Consider the following 23293-nt stretch of genomic DNA (forward strand, 5'->3'; position numbering starts at 1 on the left):
TCACCCGTTTCTATCTGTGTAAACACAAAAATAGATGAGGTAATACGAATGGTGAAACAACACCACCACAAACAACCAGCTAAAAACCGGCTCAAACCCCTGGCGCTTTCAATACATATTGTTGCTGTTTCCAGCATGGGGACACTGGGATGGCTTCCTGCTGCACAGGCAGAAACAAGTCAGGCTGCGGCTCAAGCCACGCAACAGTTTAATATCCCTGCCGGATCACTGAGTCAGGTACTGGCCCGTTTATCGGCACAGGCCGGCATCTATCTTGTCGGTGCATCAGAGTTAGCCAGTGGCAAAAGCAGTGAAGGTTTGCAAGGCACTTATACAGTTGAAAATGCCCTTGGCCGGATTCTCACCGACAGCGGTCTGGTGGCCGTAGCTCAGGGCGACAATAGTTACGCTTTGCAGGAAATCAATGAACAAGGTCAAAGTGTTACGTTATCTACGATGAAGGTTCAGGGGCTGGGAATGAATGGTTCTGCCGCCAATGCCTATCGGGTTGGCGATGTTTTCGCTGGTGCGCTGGGAAACCTGTCAAAGCAAAATACACCGTTTACCATTGAAACCTACTCTGAAGATTACATAGCCAATCTGCAGGCACGTTCACTGGGCGAGTTAACCAAATTTGATGCGGCTATCAGCTTATCAGGCAATAATCTGATCACAGAAAATAATGCTTTTTCCATTCGTGGTATCAGCCCGGATTTTGATACCGGACAGAAACTTGACGGAATGAATTTCCGCAGCCGTGCCAAAGACCTGCCGCTGGAACATCTTGAGCGGGTTGAGATCCTCAAAGGTGCCGGTGGTTTCCTTTATGGTTTCGCAGCGCCAGGCGGCATTATCAATTATGTGCTTAAACGCCCGACTGACGAATTCAAGGCCAGTGTATCCACCCAATTAATGGATAGTGGGTTGCTCATGGCCCATGGCGATATCGGTGGGCGTGTCGGTCCAGAGGATATGTTTGGTTATCGCGTCAATGTCGTTAAAGAAGGCGGTGACACCTATGTCGATGACGCTAAGGCCTATCGTAAATCGGCTTCTGTCGCAGTTGATTTACGTATCACACCGGATCTCACCTGGCAGGCAGATGCACTGGTATCTGAGCGTAAAAGCTATGGCGGCTATTTTTCTATTTCACCCAACTCGGACGGTTCATTTACTGATCGCACAGTCAGCAACATTGTCAGCCCGATTGACGGTGATAAACGCCTGGTCCCGGACTGGACCCGCTATGAATCGGAACACATTACCACGGGTAGTGATTTAATCTGGCAGGTTAACGATAACTGGAACAATAAACTGTCGTACCGTTACTCCACCAGCTATCGTAATCCGCTGATGCCCATTTTGTATGTCGATGGCGATGGCAACTATTCCGCTACGCTCTACAATTACAACAATCTGTTCAAAAGCTATCAGACACAGAATGTGCTGAGTGGCATCATCGAAACCGGCCCTGTCACCCACAATGTGGCTTTGGGTTTATCGCATACCCGTACCATTTCATCCAATAGCTCTGGTATTGGCACACTGGCGATTCCGCTGGGGTCGGGCAATTTATCTTCCCCGGTTGAATTCGACCGTCCGGTGAGCCATCTGGATAAAAGTGATGCCAGCTTTAACGAGTATTCCAGAATCACCCGGAAAGAAGCATTTATCTCGGATACCCTGAATGTGGGCGATAGCTGGGATTTTATTCTCGGCGCACGTTACGGCAGTCTTGAAGATAAATATGGTGATTACAAAGAAAGTGAAATCACACCTTCGGTCGCAGCTATTTATCGGCCAGTCGAATGGCTTTCAATTTACGCCAGTTACGTAGAAGCCTTTGAACAAGGTGCCACTGCACCCAATACTGCAGCCAATGCCGGCGAAGTGTTTGAACCATTAATCAGCAAACAGGTCGAGACCGGCGTTAAGATAGAGCATGATAACTGGTCAGCCAATATGGCGGTATTTCAGCTGCAAAAAGGTCTCACCTACACGGATGGGAATGATGTCTTCAGTCAGGATGGTGAAGCCCGCTACGAAGGACTTGAGATCTCCACCCGAGGCAAACTCAATGAACAATGGCTTGTCGGTGCCAGTGCAATGTGGCTGGATGCCACCAACCGAAAAACTACTGATGAGAGTCTGGAAGGCGAATCGATACAAGGCGTCGCTGACAGACAGTTCCGTTTATACAGTGAATATCAGGTTCCAAATACCCGGTTGACACTCACGGGTGGCGCGCAATACACCAGCAGCATACCGTTGGATAATTTCAACCAGTGGCAAGTGGACTCGGTAACGTTGTTTGATTTGGGCGCACGCTATGAAATTGACCTCAACAAACAATTGCTGACATTACGATTAAATGTTGAAAACCTGACCGATAAAGCTTATTGGCTGACCTCTGCAGGCAGCTCAAGCATCGCTCAGGGCGCACCACGCACGATCAAACTGGGAGCACAGCTGGACTTCTGACATCTCAACACACCCCGGCAGCCATCACTGCCGGGGCTTTCTGCATAAATGAAAAAGAATAAATCTGTCCTTTTGCTTTTTTAAACTTGGCCAACAAGCGTGTGGTATTCAACTGGATAAGTGGTTGTAGCAAAAGGTTGAGTTTTATCACGGTTAGCGGCTGAACATAATTCATCCAAATCCAGTTTGCTGTATCCTGCCTTGAATTTGTGTAGAAAATAATCAGAATAGTGGCTTGCTGTGTTTACACGCAGCAAGCTATTTTCGTTTCAGGAATCCCCATGTTTTTTAAAAGAGCCCTATTACCGATTTCATCGTTGTTCTTCTCGATTTCGCTATTGGCAACGGGTTACGGCTTATTGATGACATTCATCGGCATATTCCTGAAACAGGAAGGCCTTACTGAGGGCGTCATCGGCTTAATCAATTCTGCATTTTTCCTGGGCGCAATGTTGGCCGCTGTTTTCAGTCAAAAACTGATTGTCACAGTAGGTCATGCACGTAGTTTTTCGGCTTTTTCTGCAATTATGGTCATGGCATTTTTGGGGCACGCCTTATGGTTCGATCCCTGGTTTTGGGCCACATTGCGTTTGGTATCCGGTTTTGCCTTTTATGCCATGTTGATCGTCTTAGAAAGCTGGCTTAATGAAAAAAGCTCCACCGAAGACCGCGGCAAAATTCTGGCGATTTACACCATCGTTTTCTTCCTGGCGTTAGCCTTCGGACAACTGCTGCTTATGCTGGAAATGCCAGCCAATACCATTTTCATTCTGGGTTCCATTCTGGTGCTCTGGTCGCTAATTTTTGTCGCCATCACCCGTGTCTCACAACCGGTTTTAAAACCCTTTGAACGATACAGCATGCCAAAACTGTTATCGATAGCACCGTTGGCATTAGTTGGGAGTTTTATTGGCGGAGTATTTATTGGCGCGTTTTATACCATGCTACCGCTGTATGTTTTAAATGTGTTTGACCAACCCAAAGTGGTCTCCTTGTTTATGGCAATTACCATTCTGGGTGGGCTAATGTCGCAATTACCTGTGGGCATGTTATCGGATCGAATAGGACGCCGGAAAATGCTGGCCTGGTCTGGATTTTTCGGTGCGGGTGTTTTTCTATTAATGCTGGTTTTGCCTTTGATCTGGCGTGAAAGCGTGACGTTGCTTTATACAGTGGGCTTTTTGCTTGGTGTCAGTTTGTTCAGCATTTATCCGTTGAGTGTAGCGCGTGCCAATGATGTGTTTGATGAAAACACAGACCTGGTCGAGATTAGCCGAACCTTATTGTTTTCGTATGGCTTAGGGTCATTCATCGCACCGTTATTGTTAGGGTTTGTACTGGGATTTTCCGCGATCGCATTCTTTACCGTACTGACATTGTTTGCCTTGGCGTTAGGATATTACGCATTGCAGAGCGAGCGTATCTCAGAAGACCATATGAATGTCTATGTTGCCGTTCCAGCCACATCCGGCGATGTGCTTGCAGAAATGGATCCACGCATGGACGAACAATGGGTAGAAGATCATCGGCCTCATCCTGAGCCAACAACTTAATTGATTAGGTATCTAGTTTATTGATAGCTGGTTTTATTGCCGAAGAATCTTTTCCATTGAGTTACCTTTAGCCAGCTCATCAATCAGCTTGTCCAGATAACGGATTTTCTGCATCAATGGATCGTCGACTTCTTCAACCCGAACACCACATACCACGCCTTTAATCAAAGAGCTATTTGGATGAATGGCTGGGGCTTGGGCAAAAAAGGTTTCAAAATCATTTTCCAATTCGATTTGCTGTTTTAAGCTCGCTCGGTCATAACCAGTCAGCCAGCAAATGATTTGATCAACTTCCGCTTTCGTTCGATTTTTGCGTTCAGCCTTTTGAATATACAGCGGATAAACCTTTGCAAATGGCATGGTGAAGATAGGATGATTGTTTTTTTTCATATCCAAATAACGTTGGTCTCATATCAAGTTTGCTGCCCCCTTGATTCGGTGGAGCGTCATTGGCCCGTAACGTATTTGATGCACTGGTAAGAACGGCACATTTACCACTGCACTGCTTGATCTACCAGCGCCCTTTTGACTGTAGTAACGTTGATCTCACCCGAATCACATACCTTAGCCTGAACTGAAAGCAAAACATATCCACTGATACTCGGATCATAGGCTGTGTGGACAATAGTGACGACATATCCTTCTTGGTGATGGCTCACAACCATTGCTTGGACGAAATTCCAGCCTGTCTGATTATCTATTGGTTCGTTGCTTTCAATATGCTTCATGATTGCAGTGGTGGCTGAACCCCATTCGCACCACAAATCGTCGAGTGACTGATAACGTTGCATCATTGCTCAATAGCCTTTTCTAACGGCGGATTCAGCGGCTTGTCCGCTGCAATGCTTTGTTAGGCGAACGAAAGTAAGACTGATCACCTAAAAGCCATTTTTTATCAACTCCCCGTCCAACAAGGTGTTCAATAAAGCTAGATTCAGCCCTTGCGTTCGGAAAAGAAAGACCTCTCTCAATCCCACCACCATCGATATAGATATACATATTTTCATAAAGATAATCGCACCCCATCAAACACACAGGCATCACAATATAGGGATCTAAGCGCTCTGCATCATTACAGTCTGATCTAGGTTTCTTATGTGCAGTAACCAAAGTTTTCACATTGAACTCTTGCCCGCAAATAGCACAATTTTCATGGATTTTATCTTTAAATAACCATTCTTTTAATATGTACTGCTCTTTTCTTGCTGTTTGTTCTCTTGTCTCATCCGTCCCAGCATCAAGAAGAGCTCTTAATCTTCGGAGGTAAAATTCATATGCATCTATAACTGGCATGTCATCATCGGATAAAATCCGATCACCGATAAGACTATAAATATAATGCATCCGGCCATTTGTCTTATCTACATGCACCAATGGTGAGGAATTTGTGGTTTTTTGTATATGGGCGCTTCCATAGCCTTTTTCTGACAAATAATCTCGAAACTCAGGAAACGATACAGCCCTACCGGAATCAATGAAAGATATTAAGTCTTTTTCAATTTCATTTAGCTCCGTAGTTTGTCCTACAAACTTTAAACCAGAACCAATGTTAATCATGTAGACAGAACTTCTTAAGTATTCCTCGATTATCTCTTCTGGTGGGTATGGATACTTATAGGTCCTCCCATCTAAGGCATTTCTAAATGTCGCTGCAAGCTTTGCAGAATCACAATAATCGATAACACCAAAAACCTTTTCGCAGTAATTAATAATGGTGTTATCTCGATTTTCAAAAATATACCAGTAATCATCGTCACTCACTCTAACCCAAGACGTAGGCGAGTTCTCAATTAACAACGAAACGAGCGAATAGTATTCGCCAAGCTCTTCATATAGATACTTCAAATTCGCAATGCCACAACGACCCGGCAGGCCCTGTGCTTTTTTAAGCATCTTTTCTATATTCTTGACACTAGACTTCCTAATCAAGAATATATTTTTGCTAGTTAAAATTGAATTCCTCGTGGCTCGATTTAACTCTGGCGTGAAAAATTCGAACTCACAATCAATTTTGACATCATTGATAAGGTTGAGCCCCCCCTTTATATGGCTTTCCCTACCCATTAGACCTGAAGTATAGATTTCCTCTTCAAATTCTGAGACCAGCCAATAATCTCTAGACTCTAATATATCTATGAATTCCCTTAGAGAAGGGATGGAGTTTTTGTTGACTTTATCTTTAAACTTAGACTTTATTAATTGTTCAATTCTTTGCCTGGTGACACCACCAAACCGGCTCGCAGTTTCTTCATAAGTAGGCCAAGGCGATTCATCTAGCCCGTAGTAGAACTTTATAATTTCGATGTCTCTAGTCTTATTTTGTCCATCTTTGATGTTGCTTTGCAGAAATCCCGTTAATTCACTTTCAATGTCCATCTATGCGCCTTTATCTGGAATCTTCTAACGCCTTGCTCACTGGAAAATTGCGAGCGCAGCGAGTAATTTTTCCGTGTGCAGCAAATTGTTAGAAGCCATTACGAGTCACCAAAACTCTTAGCAACAACAGAGACCATTTTATGGAATCATAGACAAGCGCGGAAATTACTGGCTTTGTCCCATGTACGTCACCCATGTTTGATCTCAATTTCTGCATTACAAATGCCGCTTGGTTCAGGGAGCCCTCCAAACTAGAAAACAATGGCTTAAAATCCGGTTCACTCCATCCAATTTCTTGAAGCTCTTTAATTAGCTGATCCTTGGCACCAATGGCATCAATAGATTTCTTAATCCTTTCTTGGAATGATGCTTTATTCGGATCGCCAAGGCCAAACTCTTGATATATTGAGCCGGTAACGGAATCTAGCGCTCCGCAAGAAGCTGAGAGTGATCCACTTAAATCACCGTCTCTCAATCTGCTTGCGGCTTTTAGAATATCCTCATGCGCGTTATCAGGTATGTCCTTTAGCTCTGATACATCAAATATTTCTATCGGCAATATCTCAGATCCCGAAAACTTCCAGCCCACCCTGGATAGAACTCGTTCTAACTCTGATATTAGGCTTGGTTTCCGCCGCAGCATCTCTTCACAGCAAATTGAAGCAACGACACCAACTGACTCAGCATCCATTGAGCCAATCTGTATATCAATTGCACTCAGCAATTGCGACTTTGATGCGCCTCCCTGTGTTTTTTGTTCCAAGTGTGCAAGTCTTGACATATCAATATCAGCATACCCAACGATTTGCTTTATATCACCAAAGGAAAAGTTTTCCGTAAGCGAGGATCTTATCGGCCCCCAAGAGACTTTTTTCATGCTCATATCTTCCTTTGGCTTCTAACGCCGCAAATAACTGGAAGTAAAAAGCGCGCAGCGGTTTTTGCGGTCCGTGTTAATTTGCCTTGTTAGCCATTTTTTCACTCTATAGCACCACCAGTTCAGCGATGCTTTCTAAACTACCAACAGCGATATCGATATAGGGAAGACCTGATGCCAGCTTCCTTGGCTTCCATATAAATCGGTACTCTTTCTGATACTCGTACCTGAAGTGCTTCGACATCGGGACATCTATTGCAGCAGCCTTTGGCAACAGTGGATCGACATAGACGGCATTGCCTTCCTGAAATGTTGCGTCGGAAAAGCCCGCTGTGCTTTGTTGAATCAGTAATTCACGGAATCGGTTTTTGTCATGAATAATTACACAAGCATCCGCTTGAAAATCAACAAACAATCTAGGCTCGACAGTTGTAGTCAAGCAATATAACCAATAGTCAGTACCCGCGTCATAATTAATATCTAGCCGGTGGTCTTTTAAGTCCTCAGGGACATCTTGAGGGTTAAGAACGAATTTAAGAACATCATCGCGAGTTAGCGAGAGCGAGAGAGGCAAGAAGAGTTCATCGTCACGAACAGCGCCATTATGATCAGGTGTTGCGTAGTAACTCGCTGCTTGTACGCGTAATTCACCTCGCTCGTACAAACTTGTCATGTGCTTGGCTTCGCCAAATTTGATAAATACCTGGCCCTCTTTAAGTCCTCTTGACGAAAGAACCTGAGAGGATTTTTTTCCTAGATCACCGACAAAATCGGGGAACGGCTCTGAATGTAAAATATCTCTTGTGAATCCGTTTGGATATGGCCCATGACGCAGCACCATCTCTTCAAGTACATGCGTCCACAATTCCATACCCCTTACGCCTTCAAGATCCATCTGTGGCAGACCTATTTTTGCTTGCGGAGTAAGTCGCAAGTTATTCACAAATACATCCCGTACTCGCTGATTCAACTCTTGTTGCGTGAGGTGACGACAGTATCTTTGCTTGCGATATGCCTGTCTCCAGACTTCATGACGTGGTATTCCGCTTTTCATGGCTAACAGTCTGTTAATGAGATCTGCGACCTCATAATAATTATTAGCGTGGATGGTTTATAAATTTGACAAACCCTACCAACACGAATTAACCAATTGAAATATCTAATTTTTTCCAGGTAAGATTTTACTGAATTCATTAATCGTGAAAGATTCAGGATCAATTTTCTGCCTGAACAGGCTTGGGAGTAGGTTGATGCGAGCTGAATATCCATATCGGCCTCAAAATGAGAGATGTATCACAATTTATACGGTTTTTAAAATTAAAACAAACCTTTGATTTATTTGAGATATTAACGATTAATCGAAGATATGAATTTCTGCATCTGATTTCTTTAGCTGCCAATAAAGAGCGAAATAACAATTCAAAATTATTCTCTGTGTCTCTGTGGTTAATTTTTAAGGCTGATGAGATTATCAAATCTCGGACAAAAAAAGGCTCAGTTTTAGTTAAAAACTGAGCCAGTTTTATTGGGCCAGATTTGATGAATGACCTTATTTCAAATATCCACTTCCTCAAACAGTTCTGGCACTTCAGCATCCCAGCCGAATTTTTCGGTGATGTATTTACGCATGGTGTCGCTGGCAACGACTTCGCCGTGGGTGACGTAAACCTTATCGGGCTTGAGGTTGCCCTGCTCTAACCAACTCAAAATTTCGTTGTAGTCACCATGAGCGGACATGGAATCCAGGTTATGAATTTCGGCTTTTACCGGCCAGTACGCACCGTGGATTTTGACGGATTGAGCACCATTTACCAATGCATCCCCACGAGTGCCCGGGGCCTGGAAGCCTGCGAATACAATACTGTTTCGTGGATTCGGTAATAAGGTTTTAAGATGATGTAATACCCGACCACCGGAGGCCATACCACTTGCCGATACAATCACGCAGGGATAACGCATGGCATCCAGTTCGATAGATTCATCTACGGTACGGATGTACTGAGTTTGATCGTCAATCAGCGCGCACTGGCTTTGGTCCAGCTTATGTTCTTTGTGGTGTTTGATGAAAGCCTCAGTGGCCTTAATCGCCATCGGGCTGTTCAGGTAGACCGGCATTTCGGGGATTCTGCCTTCTTCCATCAGTTTATGCACCACATAAAGCAGCATTTGTGCCCGGCCAACGGCAAAGGCTGGCATCAGCGTGATACCGCCGCGGCCAGAAGTTTTAGTAATGATATCAGCGAGTTCAGCTTCCGGATCTGAATCACCATGGAGACGGTCGCCGTAGGTGGACTCGCATACCAGTACATCAGCGTGCTGCAGTGGTTCCGGCGGACGCATGATAATGTCGTTTTGTCGTCCCACATCACCTGTAAAGACTACTGTGCGATCTGAACCTTTGTGATGAACATGCACACAGGATGAGCCCAGAATATGCCCAGCTGGTGTGAAGCTGACTTCAAAGCCTTTTACTGGCTCAAATGTCTCGTGGTAATGCAGAGATTCGAAATGTTTTAACGCTTCTCTGGCATCTTTTTCGGTAAATAATGGTTCCGGGCTCTCGTGTTTTGAGAACTTCTTGCGAAAAGCATATTTGGCATCTTCTTCCTGCAGATAACCGGCATCGGGCAACAGCACATTACATAACTCATGGGTGGCCTTGGTGCAGTAGATTTTGCCTTTAAAGCCGTTTTTGACCAGTGCTGGCAGATAGCCGGAATGATCGATATGAGCATGCGTCAGTACCACGGCATTGATGGTTGAAGGATCGACCGGAAACGGTGCCCAGTTCCGTCGCCGCAAGGTTTTCACCCCTTGATACAAGCCACAATCCACCAGCAATCGGTGATTATCATCAGAAAGCAGGTAACGGGAACCGGTTACTGTGCTGGTACCACCGAGAAATCGAAGTTTCATATGCGTGTGATCCTTGTCTGACAAATACTGTTTTTAGCTAGAGTACAGTTTACTGGGGTTAGACATACAAACTGTTGATATGGGTCAAATCTTTGGTGGACGTCTTTATTCTCAATTTATACGCTAAACATAGAAATGTTTACCGTATCACTACTTTCATAAACTTGTCAGATATTGACCATATTGATGCAGATTAACTGTAACTCTATTGATTTGTAGTAACGTCTAATTGAAAAAGCATTTACTTGTTGAGATACAAGCGCGTGGTTATTGAACCGCATCTGTTGTGACTAAAATCCACTAATCAAAGCGTTTCACTCTGCTATTACAGCAAGATAGATGTCCTCTTTAATAACCTTAAGGAATCCACATCATGACACTACAGCAAATAAATCAAGAAAGATCAGCTAGCATTTCGACGATTATCGCCGCTTCTGAAAAGTCTGAAGATGAAAAATCGCCTCAGGTTCCTGATCCTTCCGAAGGCACTTATCAGCCGGCAGATGACCCGGATGATGATAAACAGAAAGAGGCCGAAGAGGCTCCACCTATGCCGCAGCCTCCCACTCCGCCATGAGCACCTAGTCAACAGGAATGCATAAAAAAAGGCCCCGTTTGTATTAAAAACGAGGCCTTTTTTATGCTGCTAGAGCATTAATGGTGATGATGATCACCCGTGCCATCCACCACGGTCACATACGGTGCTGGATATTGCAGAGTGGATTGACCATGGCCGCCGTGGCCAGCATGAGCTGAATGATCCATTTCACTATCTTCCTCAGTCATATCCATCTGAGGATCATGGTGGTGTTGATGGGCTGAGTGATCGGTTTCATCTTTAGCCTGACCATGTTGATGCTGATGGCTTTTATGTTGACTATGATCCACGGAATGCTCAGATTCACCCTTAGTTTGGCCATGCTGGTGTTGATGCTGATGCGCTTTATGCTGACTGTGATCACCTGATGGATCTGTTTGCTGATCCATCTCATCATGTTGTTGATGTAATTCATCTTCTTCAAAATCCATTTCACGATATTGACCCTGCACTTGTCCCCGGGTTTCGACGGTTGCTTCGGCAATTTGATCCCAATGTAATTCGCCTGATTCGCATTTCTGCGTGACCGGAAAAGTCAGCACGCTGGTGGCACCCACACCAATCCGCCCACGGAAAATAAATTCATCAAAATGAATATCACTTAAGGTATTACCTGACCAGGTAATCTGCCGAACAGCTTCGGTTATCTCAACCCCATCCTTAAAGAATGGGCGTTCAACCGGCTTTTTGACGACTTCCAGCTGCCAGCCCGCTTTGGGCATGGGTTGCACAAATTGCAGACCTTCCGGAATATCAACCGTGATGCGGGTAGTCCCCGATCCATCACAACCCGCGGTTACTGCCAGGACGCCCTTGTAATAACTGCCACTTTCCGCCTGAGTCTGCTCGAGAAACACTTGAGCATTAGCCAAACCGGGTATCAACATCGCCAAGCACAAAAGTTTATTTTTCATCATTTTTCCAACCTGATTTCCATTGTGGGTTAGCACCCGTTTTGTTTTATCCGAGTGGTATTACTTAAGCATATCCCGAATATTGGATAAATGCGCTTTGCCACGCTCTTTTCGTTCTTCCGGATCAACCTGGGTTTTTTCGGTCATCCAGATCAAATCTTCTGGCGGTAACTCGCGAAGAAAACGACTTTCTTCACAGTCCACCTTTTCACCGTAACGTTTACGGGTATTGGCCAGCGTCATCACCAGACTGCGTTGTGCCCTTGTGATGCCAACGTAGGCCAGACGCCGTTCTTCCTCGATGGAATCCTCTTCAATACTGGTTCGATGCGGCAGGATTTCTTCTTCCATTCCGACAATGAATACATGCGGAAATTCCAGCCCTTTCGCCGCATGCAATGTCATCAGATGCACCGCATCGGCCTGATTTTCATCAGCCTGCCGGTCCATGATATCCATCAACGTTAAACGTGCCGCAATATCGCCAATCGATTTTTCTTCGGTGTCCTGATCAATCATTCGCTCGATCCAGCTGACCAGTTCATCGACATTTTCCATACGTCGATTGGCTTTATTCGGATCGCCACTGACTTCTTCCAGCCAGCCGCGGTAATTGATCTCCTCGATCATATCCTTGATCGCATCCAGCAGATTGCCACGGGCAGCACGATCGGAAATATCAATCAGCCAGCGGGTAAAGACTTCCAGGTTCTGCACTGATTTAGCTGGCAGACTTTCAGCCAGTCCCATTTCAAAACAGGCGCCAAACATGCTGGTGTTCCGTTTGGCAGCATATTCTCCAAGCGCCTGTAAGGTAGATGAACCGATACCTCGACGTGGCGTGTTAATGACTCGTAAAAAGGCATTATCATCATCCTGATTGGCCAGCAGGCGCAGATAGGCCATGATGTCTTTGACTTCAACCCGCGAGAAAAACGAGGTGCCACCGGTCAGAAAATACGGCACGTTATGTTCACGTAACACTTTTTCCAGCGAACGGGATTGATGATTACTGCGATACAGAATCGCATAGTCCTTGAAACTGGCCTGGTGTTTGAGCTTGTGATAAAGCAGCTCGGAAATAACTTTTTCTGATTCATGTTCGTCATCACGACAGCCAATCACCCGAATCGCATCGCCCTCGCCCATCGCACTCCACAGTTTCTTTTCAAAAATATGGGGGTTATGACTTATCAATGTATTGGCGACTCGTAAGATACGGCCCATCGACCGATAATTCTGTTCCAGTTTAATCAGCTTTAATCTTGGAAAGTCAGTTTGCAGTTGCACCAGATTTTCTGGGCGTGCGCCACGCCAGGAATACACCGATTGATCATCGTCCCCTACCACGGTGAGCTTTTCACGAATGCCGACCAATTGCTTGACCAGTTCATACTGACAACCGTTGGTATCCTGATATTCATCCACCAGCAGATAGTGAATTTTGGCCTGCCATTTTTGTAACACATCACGATGTTCTCGGAACAGAATCACCGGTTTTAAAATCAGATCATCAAAATCTACGGCGTTATAGGCCTGCAATGCCTGCACATAACGTGGGTAAACCCTGGCAGCGAATTCTTCCTGAGCACCGTCGGCAATCTGGGCCGCCTGCTCGGGCAAAATTAATTGGTTTTTCCAGTTTGAAATCAGGTTTTGCACTTCCTGTGCATGATCGCTGTCAGCCGCAAAATCACGTCCCATCAGATCGCGAAAAACCGCCAGTGAATCCTGGGCATCAAAAATGGAAAAGCCGGGACGATAGCCTAGTGATTTTCCATCACGCCGCAGGATATTCAAACCAAGCGTATGGAATGTGGATACCATCAAACCTCGCGCTGAGGCTTGTCGGGTAGACATCAAATCAGCAACCCGCTCCTTCATCTCACGAGCGGCTTTGTTGGTAAAGGTTACGGCGGCGATATTGCTGGCTTTCATACCGCATTGCTCGATCAGATAGGCAATCTTGCGGGTAATCACCCGCGTCTTGCCACTGCCGGCACCGGCTAACACTAACAACGGTCCATCGATGTAACGCACAGCTTCCCGCTGTTGCGGATTGAGATCTTTCACTAAATATTAATTCGCTGTGTCGAGGCGTCGATAGCCGATGGCTTCTGTTAAATGGACTGTTTGAATGTCGGGTGAACCGGCCAAATCAGCAATGGTACGGGCCACTTTTAAAATACGATGATAGGCACGGGCCGACAGACCAAAACGACTGATGGCTTTTTCTACTAGTTGAAAATCCTGATCTGACAAGGTGCAAAAAACCTCTAGTTCTTTATGTTGCAGGGACGCATTGGCTTTGTTGGCACGATCAAGTTGAATCTGCCGTGCCTGAATCACCCGCTGACGAACCTTTTCACTGGACTCAGGAGGAACATCATCAGGCTGAGGCCGCAACAGTTTTTTATCCACTGCCGGCACCTCCATCAACATATCAATGCGATCCAATAACGGGCCGGAGATCTTACCACGGTAGCGTCTGACTTGCTCTTCTGTGCAATGACATCTTGCCTGCCCCAGATAACCGCACGGACAGGGATTCATTGCGGCAACCAATTGAAATTTAGACGGAAATTCCGCCTGATTGGCAGCACGGGATATCGTTATTTTTCCGGATTCAATTGGTTCTCTTAATACTTCCAATACTTTACGGTCATATTCCGGCAATTCATCAAGAAATAAGACACCGTTGTTTGCTAAAGAAATTTCACCCGGTTTAGGCTGACTGCCACCACCAACCAAAGCTACCGCCGAAGTTGTGTGATGCGGTGCCCGAAAAGGGCGCTGCATCCAGTTTTCCACCTGAAAACCAGCTGAAGAGATTGAATGAATGGTTGCCGTTTCAATCGCTTCCTGCTCACTCATCGGCGGCAGAATGCCCGGTAAACGACTGGCCAGCATAGTTTTACCCGTACCGGGAGGTCCAGCGAAAAGTAGGCTATGCGAGCCAGCAGCCGCAATTTCCAATGCCCGCCTTGCTGATGCCTGACCACGCACATCGGCTAAATCAGCATAGTTATTTTGACTTTGCTGTTGTTTATTCAGATTGGGCGATAAACGTAATTGATCATGCAAATGTGCACAGACTTCCAATAAAGTCTTCGCAGCAAAACTCTCACCCTGTTCAGTAAGCGCCGCCTCTTCCGCATTCTCAAACGGCACCATTAATTGTCGGTTGGCGTCAGACGTCGCTAACGCAGTAGGTAACACACCCCTAACCGCACGTAATTCACCGGTCAGACCCAACTCACCGATAAACTCCATGTTGCTTAAGGATTGCACCGGAATTTGATTGGAAGCCGCCAGAATGCCCAACGCAATCGGTAAATCAAATCGCCCGCCCTCTTTGGGTAAATCGGCTGGAGCCAGGTTGATGGTGATGCGTTGCTGAGGAAAATTGAACTGAGAGTTTATCAACGCCGAACGAACGCGATCCTTGCTTTCCTTGACCGCCGTTTCCGCCATACCCACAATCGACAGACTGGGCAGACCATTGGAAAGATGCACTTCAACCGTCACTGCCTGAGCATAAATACCGGTCAAAGCACGACTGTAAACCGTGGCAATACTCATATTCCTTCCCTGGAAAATTAGTTTAAATTGATTCTAGCGGATATAAGCCAGAGGATGAAGTTCAATCCTGGCTTAATCAAAACGGGTTATCAGTTTCTATCGAAATGTTTATTTGGTTATCAGCCAGTTTTCCAACCTCAATGCTTCAACTCGTTCAAATTCGCGGATATTGTTAGTGACTAAGGTCAGTCCTTCGCTTCGAGCATGACCCGCAATATGTATATCGTTCACGCCTATGGGCGTACCTTTACTTTCCAATTCAGCCCTAATATCGCCGTAATGTGACGCCGCTTTAATACCGTATTCCATTACTTCCAAACGCGAAACAAAGTCTTCGACCACTTTTAGATTATGCTCAGTTCGTTCACTTTTTTCTGCACCATGCAGCAATTCAGCCATAGTGATGCTGCTGATACACATTTGTCCTGCATGCCGATTAAAAATATCTAAAACTTCAATTGGCCTACGCTTTATGACATAAATCACGATATTGGTGTCGAGCATATATTTAATCATCAAACGATTCCCGTTCAGTTTGATGCTGGTCTGCTCGTTCAGTCATAAAGTCATCCGTCACAGTCTGTTGTGCCAGGAAAAAGCTATCCCACGTATTATCGACCGGCGACAACACCCTTTCTGAACCTAACACCCGAACCGTAACTCGTTTAATTCCTTCTGGGAATCGTGTTTCTGCAGGCAGCCTCACTGCTTGAGTTTTATTGTTTTCGAATACTGATCCTGTAGCCATAAATTGCCCTCTAAAATGTATAGAGTTATTGTATATATAATACAATATATACATCAAGACTATATACAAATTTATTGTTTTTTAGTTAAAACATTAATTAAACCTGTTTTCACCTTCACACTATTTTCACGTTTTATTTTTTATGGTCTTTCAAAGTCGTTTTTCCAAACCGCGAATAAATCGTCTAGCTAATTTTTCCTAAAGTCGTTTTATATCGTTGCCGTTTCGCATCCTTGGTAAAGCATTTTTGAACCAAAGGTTATCCATCACACAATCAGCATAGATTCACGGAAGACCTTAATAAAACACGGAGAAATCATGCTTCAACGTCGATTGAGCAGCGCTATTTCCACCATTCTTCTTCTCACTTCCACCAGCCTCGCAGCGGATCAGATTCTGCTTGATGATGGCAGTATTCTTAAAGGGTCTATCAAACAGATTTCTGAAGGCAAAGTCATTATGGATACCGCTTTTGCCGATGAAGTCACCGTCGATTTCAGTCGGGTAACGCAAATCAGTACCGATCAGAAACACCTGATTGAACTGGATAGCAGTGACCGGGTTCTGGGTCAGCTGACGGTTAATGAACAGGGCCAGCATCAATTGACTGGTACAGCGTTTGGCACAGTGGATATTGATCCGAAACGCATTAATACACTGTGGGAAACCGATGCGGTGCAACCGCAAACTGCGGCAATGGAACAGCAATATCAGCAGGAAATTGAGCAAATCAAAACCGCTCAGGCGCAGGAGAAAGCGGAACTGGAAGAAACTTACACAGCCGAAGTGCAGCAACTTCGGGCAGAACGTGAAGCCTTGCTGGATCCGTGGAGTGGAAGTCTGGCATTTGGTGTACAAGGTGCCAGTGGTAACACTGACAGAATGGCGGTCACTGGCCGAGGGGAACTGCATCGGGAAACAGCAAATGAAAGACTGGGCATGTATCTGGAAATCAACTACGCCAAGGAAGATGACGAGCAGACCGAAAATGAAAAACTGGCCGGAATCAAACTGGAACGTGATATCAGTGAAAACTATTTTGCCCGTGGCAGTGCTGATTTTGAGATTGATGATTTTGAAGAGCTGGATTTACGTGCGATTACCACAGCCAGTCTGGGGCGATTTTTTATTCGTGAACCGGATTTAATCTTCAAAGGCTTTGCGGGTGTCGGTTATCGTTTTGAAAGTTACTCTGATGGCACCACCGAAAAAGATCCAACCGGTGTTCTCGGCTATGAGACCAACTATAACCTCAATAGCCGTTTAAATCTGTTTCACGATTTGACCTACTATCCATCCTTCAGCAGCCCAGGCCAAAACTATTTATTGGTCACTAATTTTGGTGCTGAAATGCCGATTACCAATGACGAAGCCTGGAAGTTACGGGCAAGCCTGAGAAGCCAGTACAACAGCCAACCTGCATTAGATGCTGAAACAACGGATACCAACTATCGGCTGAATCTGGTGTATGACTGGGATTAACTCAGCGTATTTTGTACCATCGCGTTTTGCAGTAAATGTTCAACAAACCCCGGCCGTTTATACTGAACGGTCGGGTGTTGACGCCAGACCAGCTGAATAGACTTTTGCAGCGTATTATCCTCCAGAGGGATGGCCGTTAAACTTCCATGTCTGACTTCATCCACTACCGCAGAAGCAAATACCAGTGAGATGCCTAAACCGGCTCTGACCGCCTGTTTGACTGCCTCAGTGCTGCCCAACTGCATCGTGATGCTGGGCATCTGCTGAAATTCATGCAGATAGTTTTTCAGTAAACGACCGGTGCCACTGCCGGATTCACCGCCAATTAAATTCAACCCTGCCAGCATGGATTTCGTGATAACCGGCAGCTTTGCCAACGGATGTGTGGGTGGTGCAATCAACACCAACGGTTCGGTTTTCCAGATATGCGATTCAAATCCGGCTTTAGGTGACCACCACTCCATCAATGCCATATCAATTTCAGCATTTTCCAGTTTTTCGGCAATGCTTGGATTCGCATCAATCAGCAGATCCAGTTTTTCCTGCTCCAGTGATTGACTGCTGAGGTAATCCTGCAAATAGGGTTGCAACAGATAAATACCGATGTTGGAACTGGCCCCTACTTTTACAGATGGTGTCGTCAGCATCGCTTGCAAAGCCCGATCGTGGAGGCGTAACATGCTCTCCGCATAAGGCAACAGACGCAATGCGTGCTCGGTTGGCTGACATCCGCTTCGGCCACGTTGAATCAATGATACTGACAACATGTCTTCCAATTTTTGAATGTGCTGAGTTACCGTCGGTTGCGCCAATCCCAATTCAATAGCAGCCGCCTGAAAACTGTGTTGTTCAATCACCGCTATCAAACTTTTCAGCCAGACTAGATTGAGCATGATTGTTTCCTTTCTATGCGTATTTGATTGGCTGGATCCAATGGCTGCCCGTCATGCAATACCCTGAGAATATTTTCAGCAGCACGTTTTTCAATGGCCAGACGAACATCACTTACCGCCGAACCGATATGTGCCGTAAACAACGTATTGGGATGTGCTAAGAAGTTGGGATCGATCTCATTGGGTCGATCGTCACGGGCCCAATCTTCCATTTCAAACACATCACTGGCATAGCCGGCTAAGTGACCACTCTCCAGCAATCGTAAAATGGCAGCCTCATCAACCACCGATCCACGACATGGATTCACCAGAAACGATCCCGGCTGCATCTGCTGTAAACGCTGCTGATTCATCAGATGCTGAGTTTGCGAATTTAAGGGCAATGCCATAATCACAATATCAGCCTGAGCAAGCGCCTCATCCAGAGTCATAAACTCAAGATTTAATGCAGCCTGCTTTTCAGCAGCTAAAGCTTGTTGATCGGTATAAACCAGCTTAGCGTCCCAACCATTAAGCCGTTGGGCGATGGCCTGCCCAATGGCACCCATGCCGATAATGGCAATGGTTGAACCTTCCACACCCAGTCCGTAAAACTGTGGGCGCCAGCCTTTAAAATAGCCGCTTCGAACATGCTCGTCTGCTGCCCGGATATGTCGAATCAGGCCAACCATCAGACCGATGGTCAGTTCGGCAGTAGGAACTGTCAGCAAATCCGGTACAAAGGTCAGCCAGACATCATTTGCAGTGCAGGCATCGACATCAAAGTTGTCATAGCCTTTTAATGCCGCACCAATCACTTTCAGATTCGGACAGGCTTTCAGGAAGTCTGCATCCACTCTATCCGGCATAAACACCATCAGTGCGTCAGCATCATGTGCCAGTTGCATAGTATCGTTTCGGGACAAACTGAAAGTCGTCTGATTGGTTATCAAATCACAATGCGGCGCCAGCATTTGCAGCACTTCATCGTGTACTTTATGGGTAATCACCAGTTTGGGTTTCATTGTCATCCCTTACTTGAATTTTTTGCGTAACACACCGCTTAACGCGTCAACTAATGTGACCATCAGCAGAATCACCAGCAGGATCGCAAATACTTCCTGATATTGCATGATGCGTAATGAGCCCATCAGCTCAAAGCCGATACCACCGGCACCGACCATGCCCATGACTGTGGAAGCACGGAAGTTATATTCCCAGCGGTAAATCGCCACATCGGCAAACTGCGGCATCACCTGTGGCAGAATCGCGTGATATAACACCTGCATCGGCGATGCACCGGCTGCACGGGCGGCTTCAACCGGAGCTTCATCCACATGTTCAATCGCTTCGGCAAAAAATTTACCGACCATACCAATTGAATGTAATGCCAATGCCAATACACCCGGCAACGCACCAAACCCCACTGCGGCCACGAAAATAATCCCCATGATCAGTTCAGGCACCGATCGCAGTGCATTTAACACAATACGTGACAGCTGAAATACCAAACCATGTGGCGCTGTATTGCGTGCGGCCAGAAACGCCATCGGAACCGAAAACATCACAGCTATTGCCGTTCCGGCAATACTCATTGCCAGCGTATCTAACAATGGGGAAAACCAGTTACGGATATTGGTAAAGTCAGGGGGAAACGACTCACCAGCCAGGGTGCCAATCGCTGGCAGACCATTTGCCAGTAATTCAAAGTTAAGTACATTCACATACCAGGCAGCCAGCAGAATGATGGCCAGTAAGGCCATCACCTGCAGAGTTTGTTTTTTCCAGCGCTGGCTGTAACGTTTCAGTGCATCTTGATGTGTAATGACTTGCGTACTCATAAAACGTCCTTACATCGTGGAAAAATCAAGATTGAGTAATTTGCCCATATCGCGAATCACGTCATAATCAGCGTCGGTAATCGGTGCAAACCCTTCGGCTTTAAAGTTCTTCAGCACTTCTTCATCATCCAGACTGACAAACGCATCTCTGATGTTAGCTTTCAAATCATCATTCAGATTAGAGCGCATTGCCCATGGGTACTGCGGATAAGGTTTGCTGTGTCCCAACACTTTTACCCTGGCCGGATCAATCAGCTTGCGTTCCACCACGAAGTTGAAAATCACTTCAGACAAACCACCGGCATCGGCATTACCGTTAGCGACATTCACGGCAACCGCATCGTGAGTACCGACAAAATGCTGTTCATAATCGGTGTCGGCTTCGATGCCGCCTTGTTCAATTAATACCGTTTTAGGTATCAAGTGACTGGAGGTTGAAGCACGATCGCCATAAGCCATTTTTTTACCCTTGATATCGGCATAAGATTCAATGCCCGAGTCGGCATTGGCAATAATGATTGATCGATACGTCGGTACACCATCAATCACCATCGCGGCGAACGGCTCGATATCACTTTTTGATTTGGCCATGACATAAGAAAGCGGACCAAAGTACGCCAAATCAATACGTCCAAAACGCATGGCTTCAATCATTGAGGAATAATCGGTGGTGACTATCAGTTCTACTTTTTTATTCAGCGTCGTTTCAAGATAATCTTTTAAAGGTTGATTACGCTTGATGAGTTCTGACGCATTTTCATCGGGAAGTAAAGCGACTTTCAGGGTATCCGGATCAGCGTCTGCAGCCATACTTGGTGCTATAGCTGTCACTAGCATGGATGTGGCTAACAGTAATTGTTTAAACAGTTTCATCAGGCAATCTCCAGTTGTGTTGCAGTTTTAGTGGGTAAGTTTTGTTGGGCAGATAAGCGGGGTTTGTCTTTGGCTGATTTATCGTTTTTAAGCGTAGACGGTTGCTGATAAATCAATGCCAGTTGTGTGTCGTCCAATTGATCCGGTGCGGCATCAAATACAACCTGTGCATTCGCCAGGCCGATAATGCGGTCTGCAAAGCGTTTGGCATATTCCAGCTGATGCAAGGAAACGATGGTGGTGATGCCATCTTCAGCACAGATTTGTTTTAACTGGGACAGGACTTTTTCAGAGGTAGAAGGATCCAGGCTGGCGACCGGTTCATCCGCCAGAATGATGGTTGGCTGCTGTGCCAAAGCCCTGGCAATACCAACACGTTGTTGCTGTCCACCGGATAATTGATCGACACGAGACAAGGCTTTGTCGGCTAGTCCGACGCGATCCAGACAATGTAATGCCAGCTCCAAATCAGCGTGAGGCATCGGCAACAGGCTTCGCAAAAAAGAGTGATATCCAAGACGGCCCATCAGTACATTCTGCAAAGCGGTGTGACGCAGGATCAGTTGATGATGCTGAAACACCATGGCCGTTTTACGCCGATGTCGACGTAAAGTACGCTGACTATCCAGCACACCGAATTCGGCTGAAGTTACCTTGCCTGAAGTGGGCTTCACTAAATGATTAAGCGCGCGTAATAATGAAGATTTTCCGGCACCGGAGAGCCCGAGCAGCACATTGAATTCGCCACGTTGAAACTCAACTGAGGTTGAACGTAATGCTTCGATTCCACCGGGATAGGTAATCCCGAGATTCTCAATCGAGAGAATCGGCTGAGGTGTTTTTTTAGACGTCATATCATCACCTTTCGCAATATTAAGCACCGCAGTATTGCGGTTCACAATGGAATGCTAAGGTTTAAATATGACTGGCAAATGAAGGTTAGATGACCATTTGATGACAGGTGACTGACCTGTCGACATAAAAAAACCGCCAGTCCATAACAGACGGCGGTTTTTTATCACTTAGATTAAGTGAAAACTTAATCGAGATAGCTGCAGCAATAATCGACTAACTCAGTAATCTCAATATCAAACGATGAATTGGCCGGTACATTAAATGACTGACCGTAGGTAATCGGCGTCCAATCCGTGTCACCATCCAGACGGTAGCGCAATTGTCCGGCAAGAATTTCCATTAACTCGGCTTTCTCGGTACCAAATTTATATTCGCCCGGCATCATGATGCCAAGGGTCTTATAACTGCCATCCTCAAATGTCACTTTGCGGCTGGTTACTTTGCCATCGAAATAGATATTGGCTTCACGGGTCACCGTGACATTTTCGAATGTAGACATACGGCTCTCTCTGGTAAAAATTTGAAGGAATATACGCCTGAGTTAGCGGGCTGTCATCCAGTCTTTCATCTCTTTATACCCTTTAGGTACTTCATAGACATACAGACTGTCGGTTTTGGTTTCTGACCAGGTGGCACCGTTACGATCGACATAATGAATCGTATCGCCGTCTTTTTTGATAGCGTAATGCACATAAGGGCTGCTTGATTTAGGATCGGTAAAGACAAAACCATGCTGCATTTTTAATGACACATCACGATCCACACCTTTCTGGAAAGTACCCAACGCGGGCGTCACGCGCCACCAGTGATAATCATAGCTGGAAGCATTGTTTTTATATTCCATGGCACGAATATGTTTTGCGCCCTGCATATCGGCTTCTTCATGCCAGTAGCCGTCCAGTTCCTGTTCGCTAATCTGTGGTGGACGCACAAAGTTATAAAGTCCGTTATTGAAACTGAAGCTTTGTTTTTGCCAATCCACCTGCGTCTCGATGGTTTTGTTTGAGGCTTTGCTGCCTTCAGCCGGAGTCATGGTTAACTGACCATCGCCGGATAATTCCACCTGATAAGTATTTTGCGGATCAGCTTCACCGGTCGGTGATAAAAAAGCGATGCCGTTATCAAATGTTAAAACACCACGACCGGACGTATCCACCCAGTGTCCCTGCAAATTCTGCTGCTGGTTTTGACTGATGGTGGTCGCTGATTGTGAAGACGTATCTGCCTGCACAGTTGCTATCATTGGCATGGTTAACATCAACAGGGCTGATGGAATCAGAATAGCTGTTTTTTTCATCTCTCTCTAACTTCCTTATTTAGTTATG

Annotated in this window: 22 protein-coding genes; 4 read left to right on the top strand and 18 right to left on the bottom strand. The window is 45.7% G+C overall.

Annotated elements, in window-relative coordinates; genetic code table 11:
- Positions 1 to 48: 48 nt before the first annotated feature.
- Together B2W60_RS03810 and B2W60_RS03815 are read left to right on the top strand one after the other, a co-directional pair.
- Positions 49 to 2481: a TonB-dependent siderophore receptor gene (locus B2W60_RS03810; RefSeq protein WP_292362538.1), complete on the top strand. Its 2433-nt coding sequence runs from the start codon at positions 49 to 51 to the stop codon at positions 2479 to 2481.
- A gap of 281 nt (positions 2482 to 2762) precedes the next feature.
- Positions 2763 to 4034, top strand: a complete 1272-nt coding sequence (locus tag B2W60_RS03815) for an MFS transporter (protein ID WP_292362537.1) — start codon at positions 2763 to 2765, stop codon at positions 4032 to 4034.
- Between the two features lie 33 nt (positions 4035 to 4067).
- Here the strand turns inward: B2W60_RS03815 and B2W60_RS03820 are convergent, their stop codons facing one another.
- From B2W60_RS03820 to B2W60_RS03845, 6 genes are all read right to left on the bottom strand, one after another.
- Entirely contained in the window at positions 4068 to 4424 is a 357-nt protein-coding gene (locus tag B2W60_RS03820; RefSeq protein WP_292362536.1) for a DUF2200 domain-containing protein, read from the bottom strand.
- Between the two features lie 101 nt (positions 4425 to 4525).
- Positions 4526 to 4828: a hypothetical protein gene (locus tag B2W60_RS03825; RefSeq protein ID WP_292362535.1), complete on the bottom strand. Its 303-nt coding sequence runs from the start codon at positions 4826 to 4828 to the stop codon at positions 4526 to 4528.
- Positions 4829 to 4856: 28 nt separating this feature from the next.
- On the bottom strand, positions 4857 to 6410 hold the full coding sequence (locus tag B2W60_RS03830) for a hypothetical protein (protein WP_292362534.1): 1554 nt from the start codon (positions 6408 to 6410) through the stop codon (positions 4857 to 4859).
- Positions 6411 to 6498: 88 nt separating this feature from the next.
- On the bottom strand, positions 6499 to 7287 hold the full coding sequence (locus B2W60_RS03835) for a hypothetical protein (RefSeq protein ID WP_292362533.1): 789 nt from the start codon (positions 7285 to 7287) through the stop codon (positions 6499 to 6501).
- A 106-nt stretch (positions 7288 to 7393) separates the two neighbouring features.
- Positions 7394 to 8230 carry a hypothetical protein gene (locus B2W60_RS03840; RefSeq protein WP_292362532.1) on the bottom strand — a complete coding sequence of 279 codons (837 nt, stop codon included), beginning with the start codon at positions 8228 to 8230 and terminating at the stop codon, positions 7394 to 7396.
- Positions 8231 to 8841: 611 nt separating this feature from the next.
- Positions 8842 to 10203, bottom strand: a complete 1362-nt coding sequence (locus B2W60_RS03845; protein ID WP_292362531.1) for an MBL fold metallo-hydrolase RNA specificity domain-containing protein — start codon at positions 10201 to 10203, stop codon at positions 8842 to 8844.
- Positions 10204 to 10576: 373 nt separating this feature from the next.
- Between B2W60_RS03845 and B2W60_RS03850 the strand changes: the two genes are divergently transcribed.
- Positions 10577 to 10780: a hypothetical protein gene (locus tag B2W60_RS03850; RefSeq protein WP_292362530.1), complete on the top strand. Its 204-nt coding sequence runs from the start codon at positions 10577 to 10579 to the stop codon at positions 10778 to 10780.
- 77 nt (positions 10781 to 10857) lie between these two features.
- Here the strand turns inward: B2W60_RS03850 and B2W60_RS03855 are convergent, their stop codons facing one another.
- The 5 genes from B2W60_RS03855 to vapB form a co-directional block, all read right to left on the bottom strand.
- Positions 10858 to 11715 (bottom strand): YcnI family protein, encoded by an 858-nt coding sequence (locus B2W60_RS03855; protein ID WP_292362529.1) that lies wholly within the window; start codon positions 11713 to 11715, stop codon positions 10858 to 10860.
- 60 nt (positions 11716 to 11775) lie between these two features.
- The gene (gene rep, locus B2W60_RS03860) at positions 11776 to 13788 is read right to left on the bottom strand and encodes a DNA helicase Rep (RefSeq protein ID WP_292362528.1); all 2013 of its coding nucleotides are present in this window, start codon (positions 13786 to 13788) and stop codon (positions 11776 to 11778) included.
- A 6-nt stretch (positions 13789 to 13794) separates the two neighbouring features.
- Positions 13795 to 15297, bottom strand: coding sequence for a YifB family Mg chelatase-like AAA ATPase (locus B2W60_RS03865; RefSeq protein WP_292362527.1), 1503 nt, complete (start codon positions 15295 to 15297; stop codon positions 13795 to 13797).
- A 108-nt stretch (positions 15298 to 15405) separates the two neighbouring features.
- Positions 15406 to 15813: a type II toxin-antitoxin system tRNA(fMet)-specific endonuclease VapC gene (vapC, locus tag B2W60_RS03870; protein WP_292362526.1), complete on the bottom strand. Its 408-nt coding sequence runs from the start codon at positions 15811 to 15813 to the stop codon at positions 15406 to 15408.
- Complete coding sequence (gene vapB, locus B2W60_RS03875; protein ID WP_292362525.1) at positions 15806 to 16045, bottom strand: type II toxin-antitoxin system VapB family antitoxin; 240 nt, start codon at positions 16043 to 16045, stop codon at positions 15806 to 15808. Before vapB ends, vapC begins: the two co-directional genes overlap by 8 nt.
- Before the next feature lie 318 nt (positions 16046 to 16363).
- On the opposite strand from vapB, the gene B2W60_RS03880 reads away from it, so the two are divergent.
- Positions 16364 to 17527 carry a DUF481 domain-containing protein gene (locus B2W60_RS03880; RefSeq protein WP_292362524.1) on the top strand — a complete coding sequence of 388 codons (1164 nt, stop codon included), beginning with the start codon at positions 16364 to 16366 and terminating at the stop codon, positions 17525 to 17527.
- Here the strand turns inward: B2W60_RS03880 and B2W60_RS03885 are convergent.
- From B2W60_RS03885 to B2W60_RS03915, 7 genes are all read right to left on the bottom strand, one after another.
- The gene (locus tag B2W60_RS03885) at positions 17524 to 18420 is read right to left on the bottom strand and encodes a LysR family transcriptional regulator (RefSeq protein ID WP_292362523.1); all 897 of its coding nucleotides are present in this window, start codon (positions 18418 to 18420) and stop codon (positions 17524 to 17526) included. The genes B2W60_RS03880 and B2W60_RS03885 overlap by 4 nt on opposite strands.
- Positions 18408 to 19424, bottom strand: a complete 1017-nt coding sequence (locus tag B2W60_RS03890) for a phosphonate dehydrogenase (protein WP_292362522.1) — start codon at positions 19422 to 19424, stop codon at positions 18408 to 18410. Before B2W60_RS03890 ends, B2W60_RS03885 begins: the two co-directional genes overlap by 13 nt.
- A gap of 9 nt (positions 19425 to 19433) precedes the next feature.
- A complete protein-coding gene (phnE, locus tag B2W60_RS03895) occupies positions 19434 to 20240 on the bottom strand; it encodes a phosphonate ABC transporter, permease protein PhnE (RefSeq protein ID WP_292362521.1) in 807 nt (268 codons plus the stop codon).
- Positions 20241 to 20249: 9 nt separating this feature from the next.
- Complete coding sequence (phnD, locus tag B2W60_RS03900) at positions 20250 to 21113, bottom strand: phosphate/phosphite/phosphonate ABC transporter substrate-binding protein (RefSeq protein ID WP_292362520.1); 864 nt, start codon at positions 21111 to 21113, stop codon at positions 20250 to 20252.
- A complete protein-coding gene (gene phnC, locus B2W60_RS03905; protein WP_292362519.1) occupies positions 21113 to 21967 on the bottom strand; it encodes a phosphonate ABC transporter ATP-binding protein in 855 nt (284 codons plus the stop codon). Before phnC ends, phnD begins: the two co-directional genes overlap by 1 nt.
- A 185-nt stretch (positions 21968 to 22152) precedes the next feature.
- Positions 22153 to 22467, bottom strand: a complete 315-nt coding sequence (locus B2W60_RS03910; protein WP_069296893.1) for a pyrimidine/purine nucleoside phosphorylase — start codon at positions 22465 to 22467, stop codon at positions 22153 to 22155.
- Between the two features lie 42 nt (positions 22468 to 22509).
- Positions 22510 to 23265 (bottom strand): hypothetical protein, encoded by a 756-nt coding sequence (locus B2W60_RS03915; RefSeq protein WP_136552891.1) that lies wholly within the window; start codon positions 23263 to 23265, stop codon positions 22510 to 22512.
- Positions 23266 to 23293 lie beyond the last annotated feature (28 nt).

The organism is Methylophaga sp. UBA2496 (assembly GCF_002341635.1).
In the GTDB taxonomy this organism is placed as follows: Bacteria; Pseudomonadota; Gammaproteobacteria; order Nitrosococcales; family Methylophagaceae; genus Methylophaga.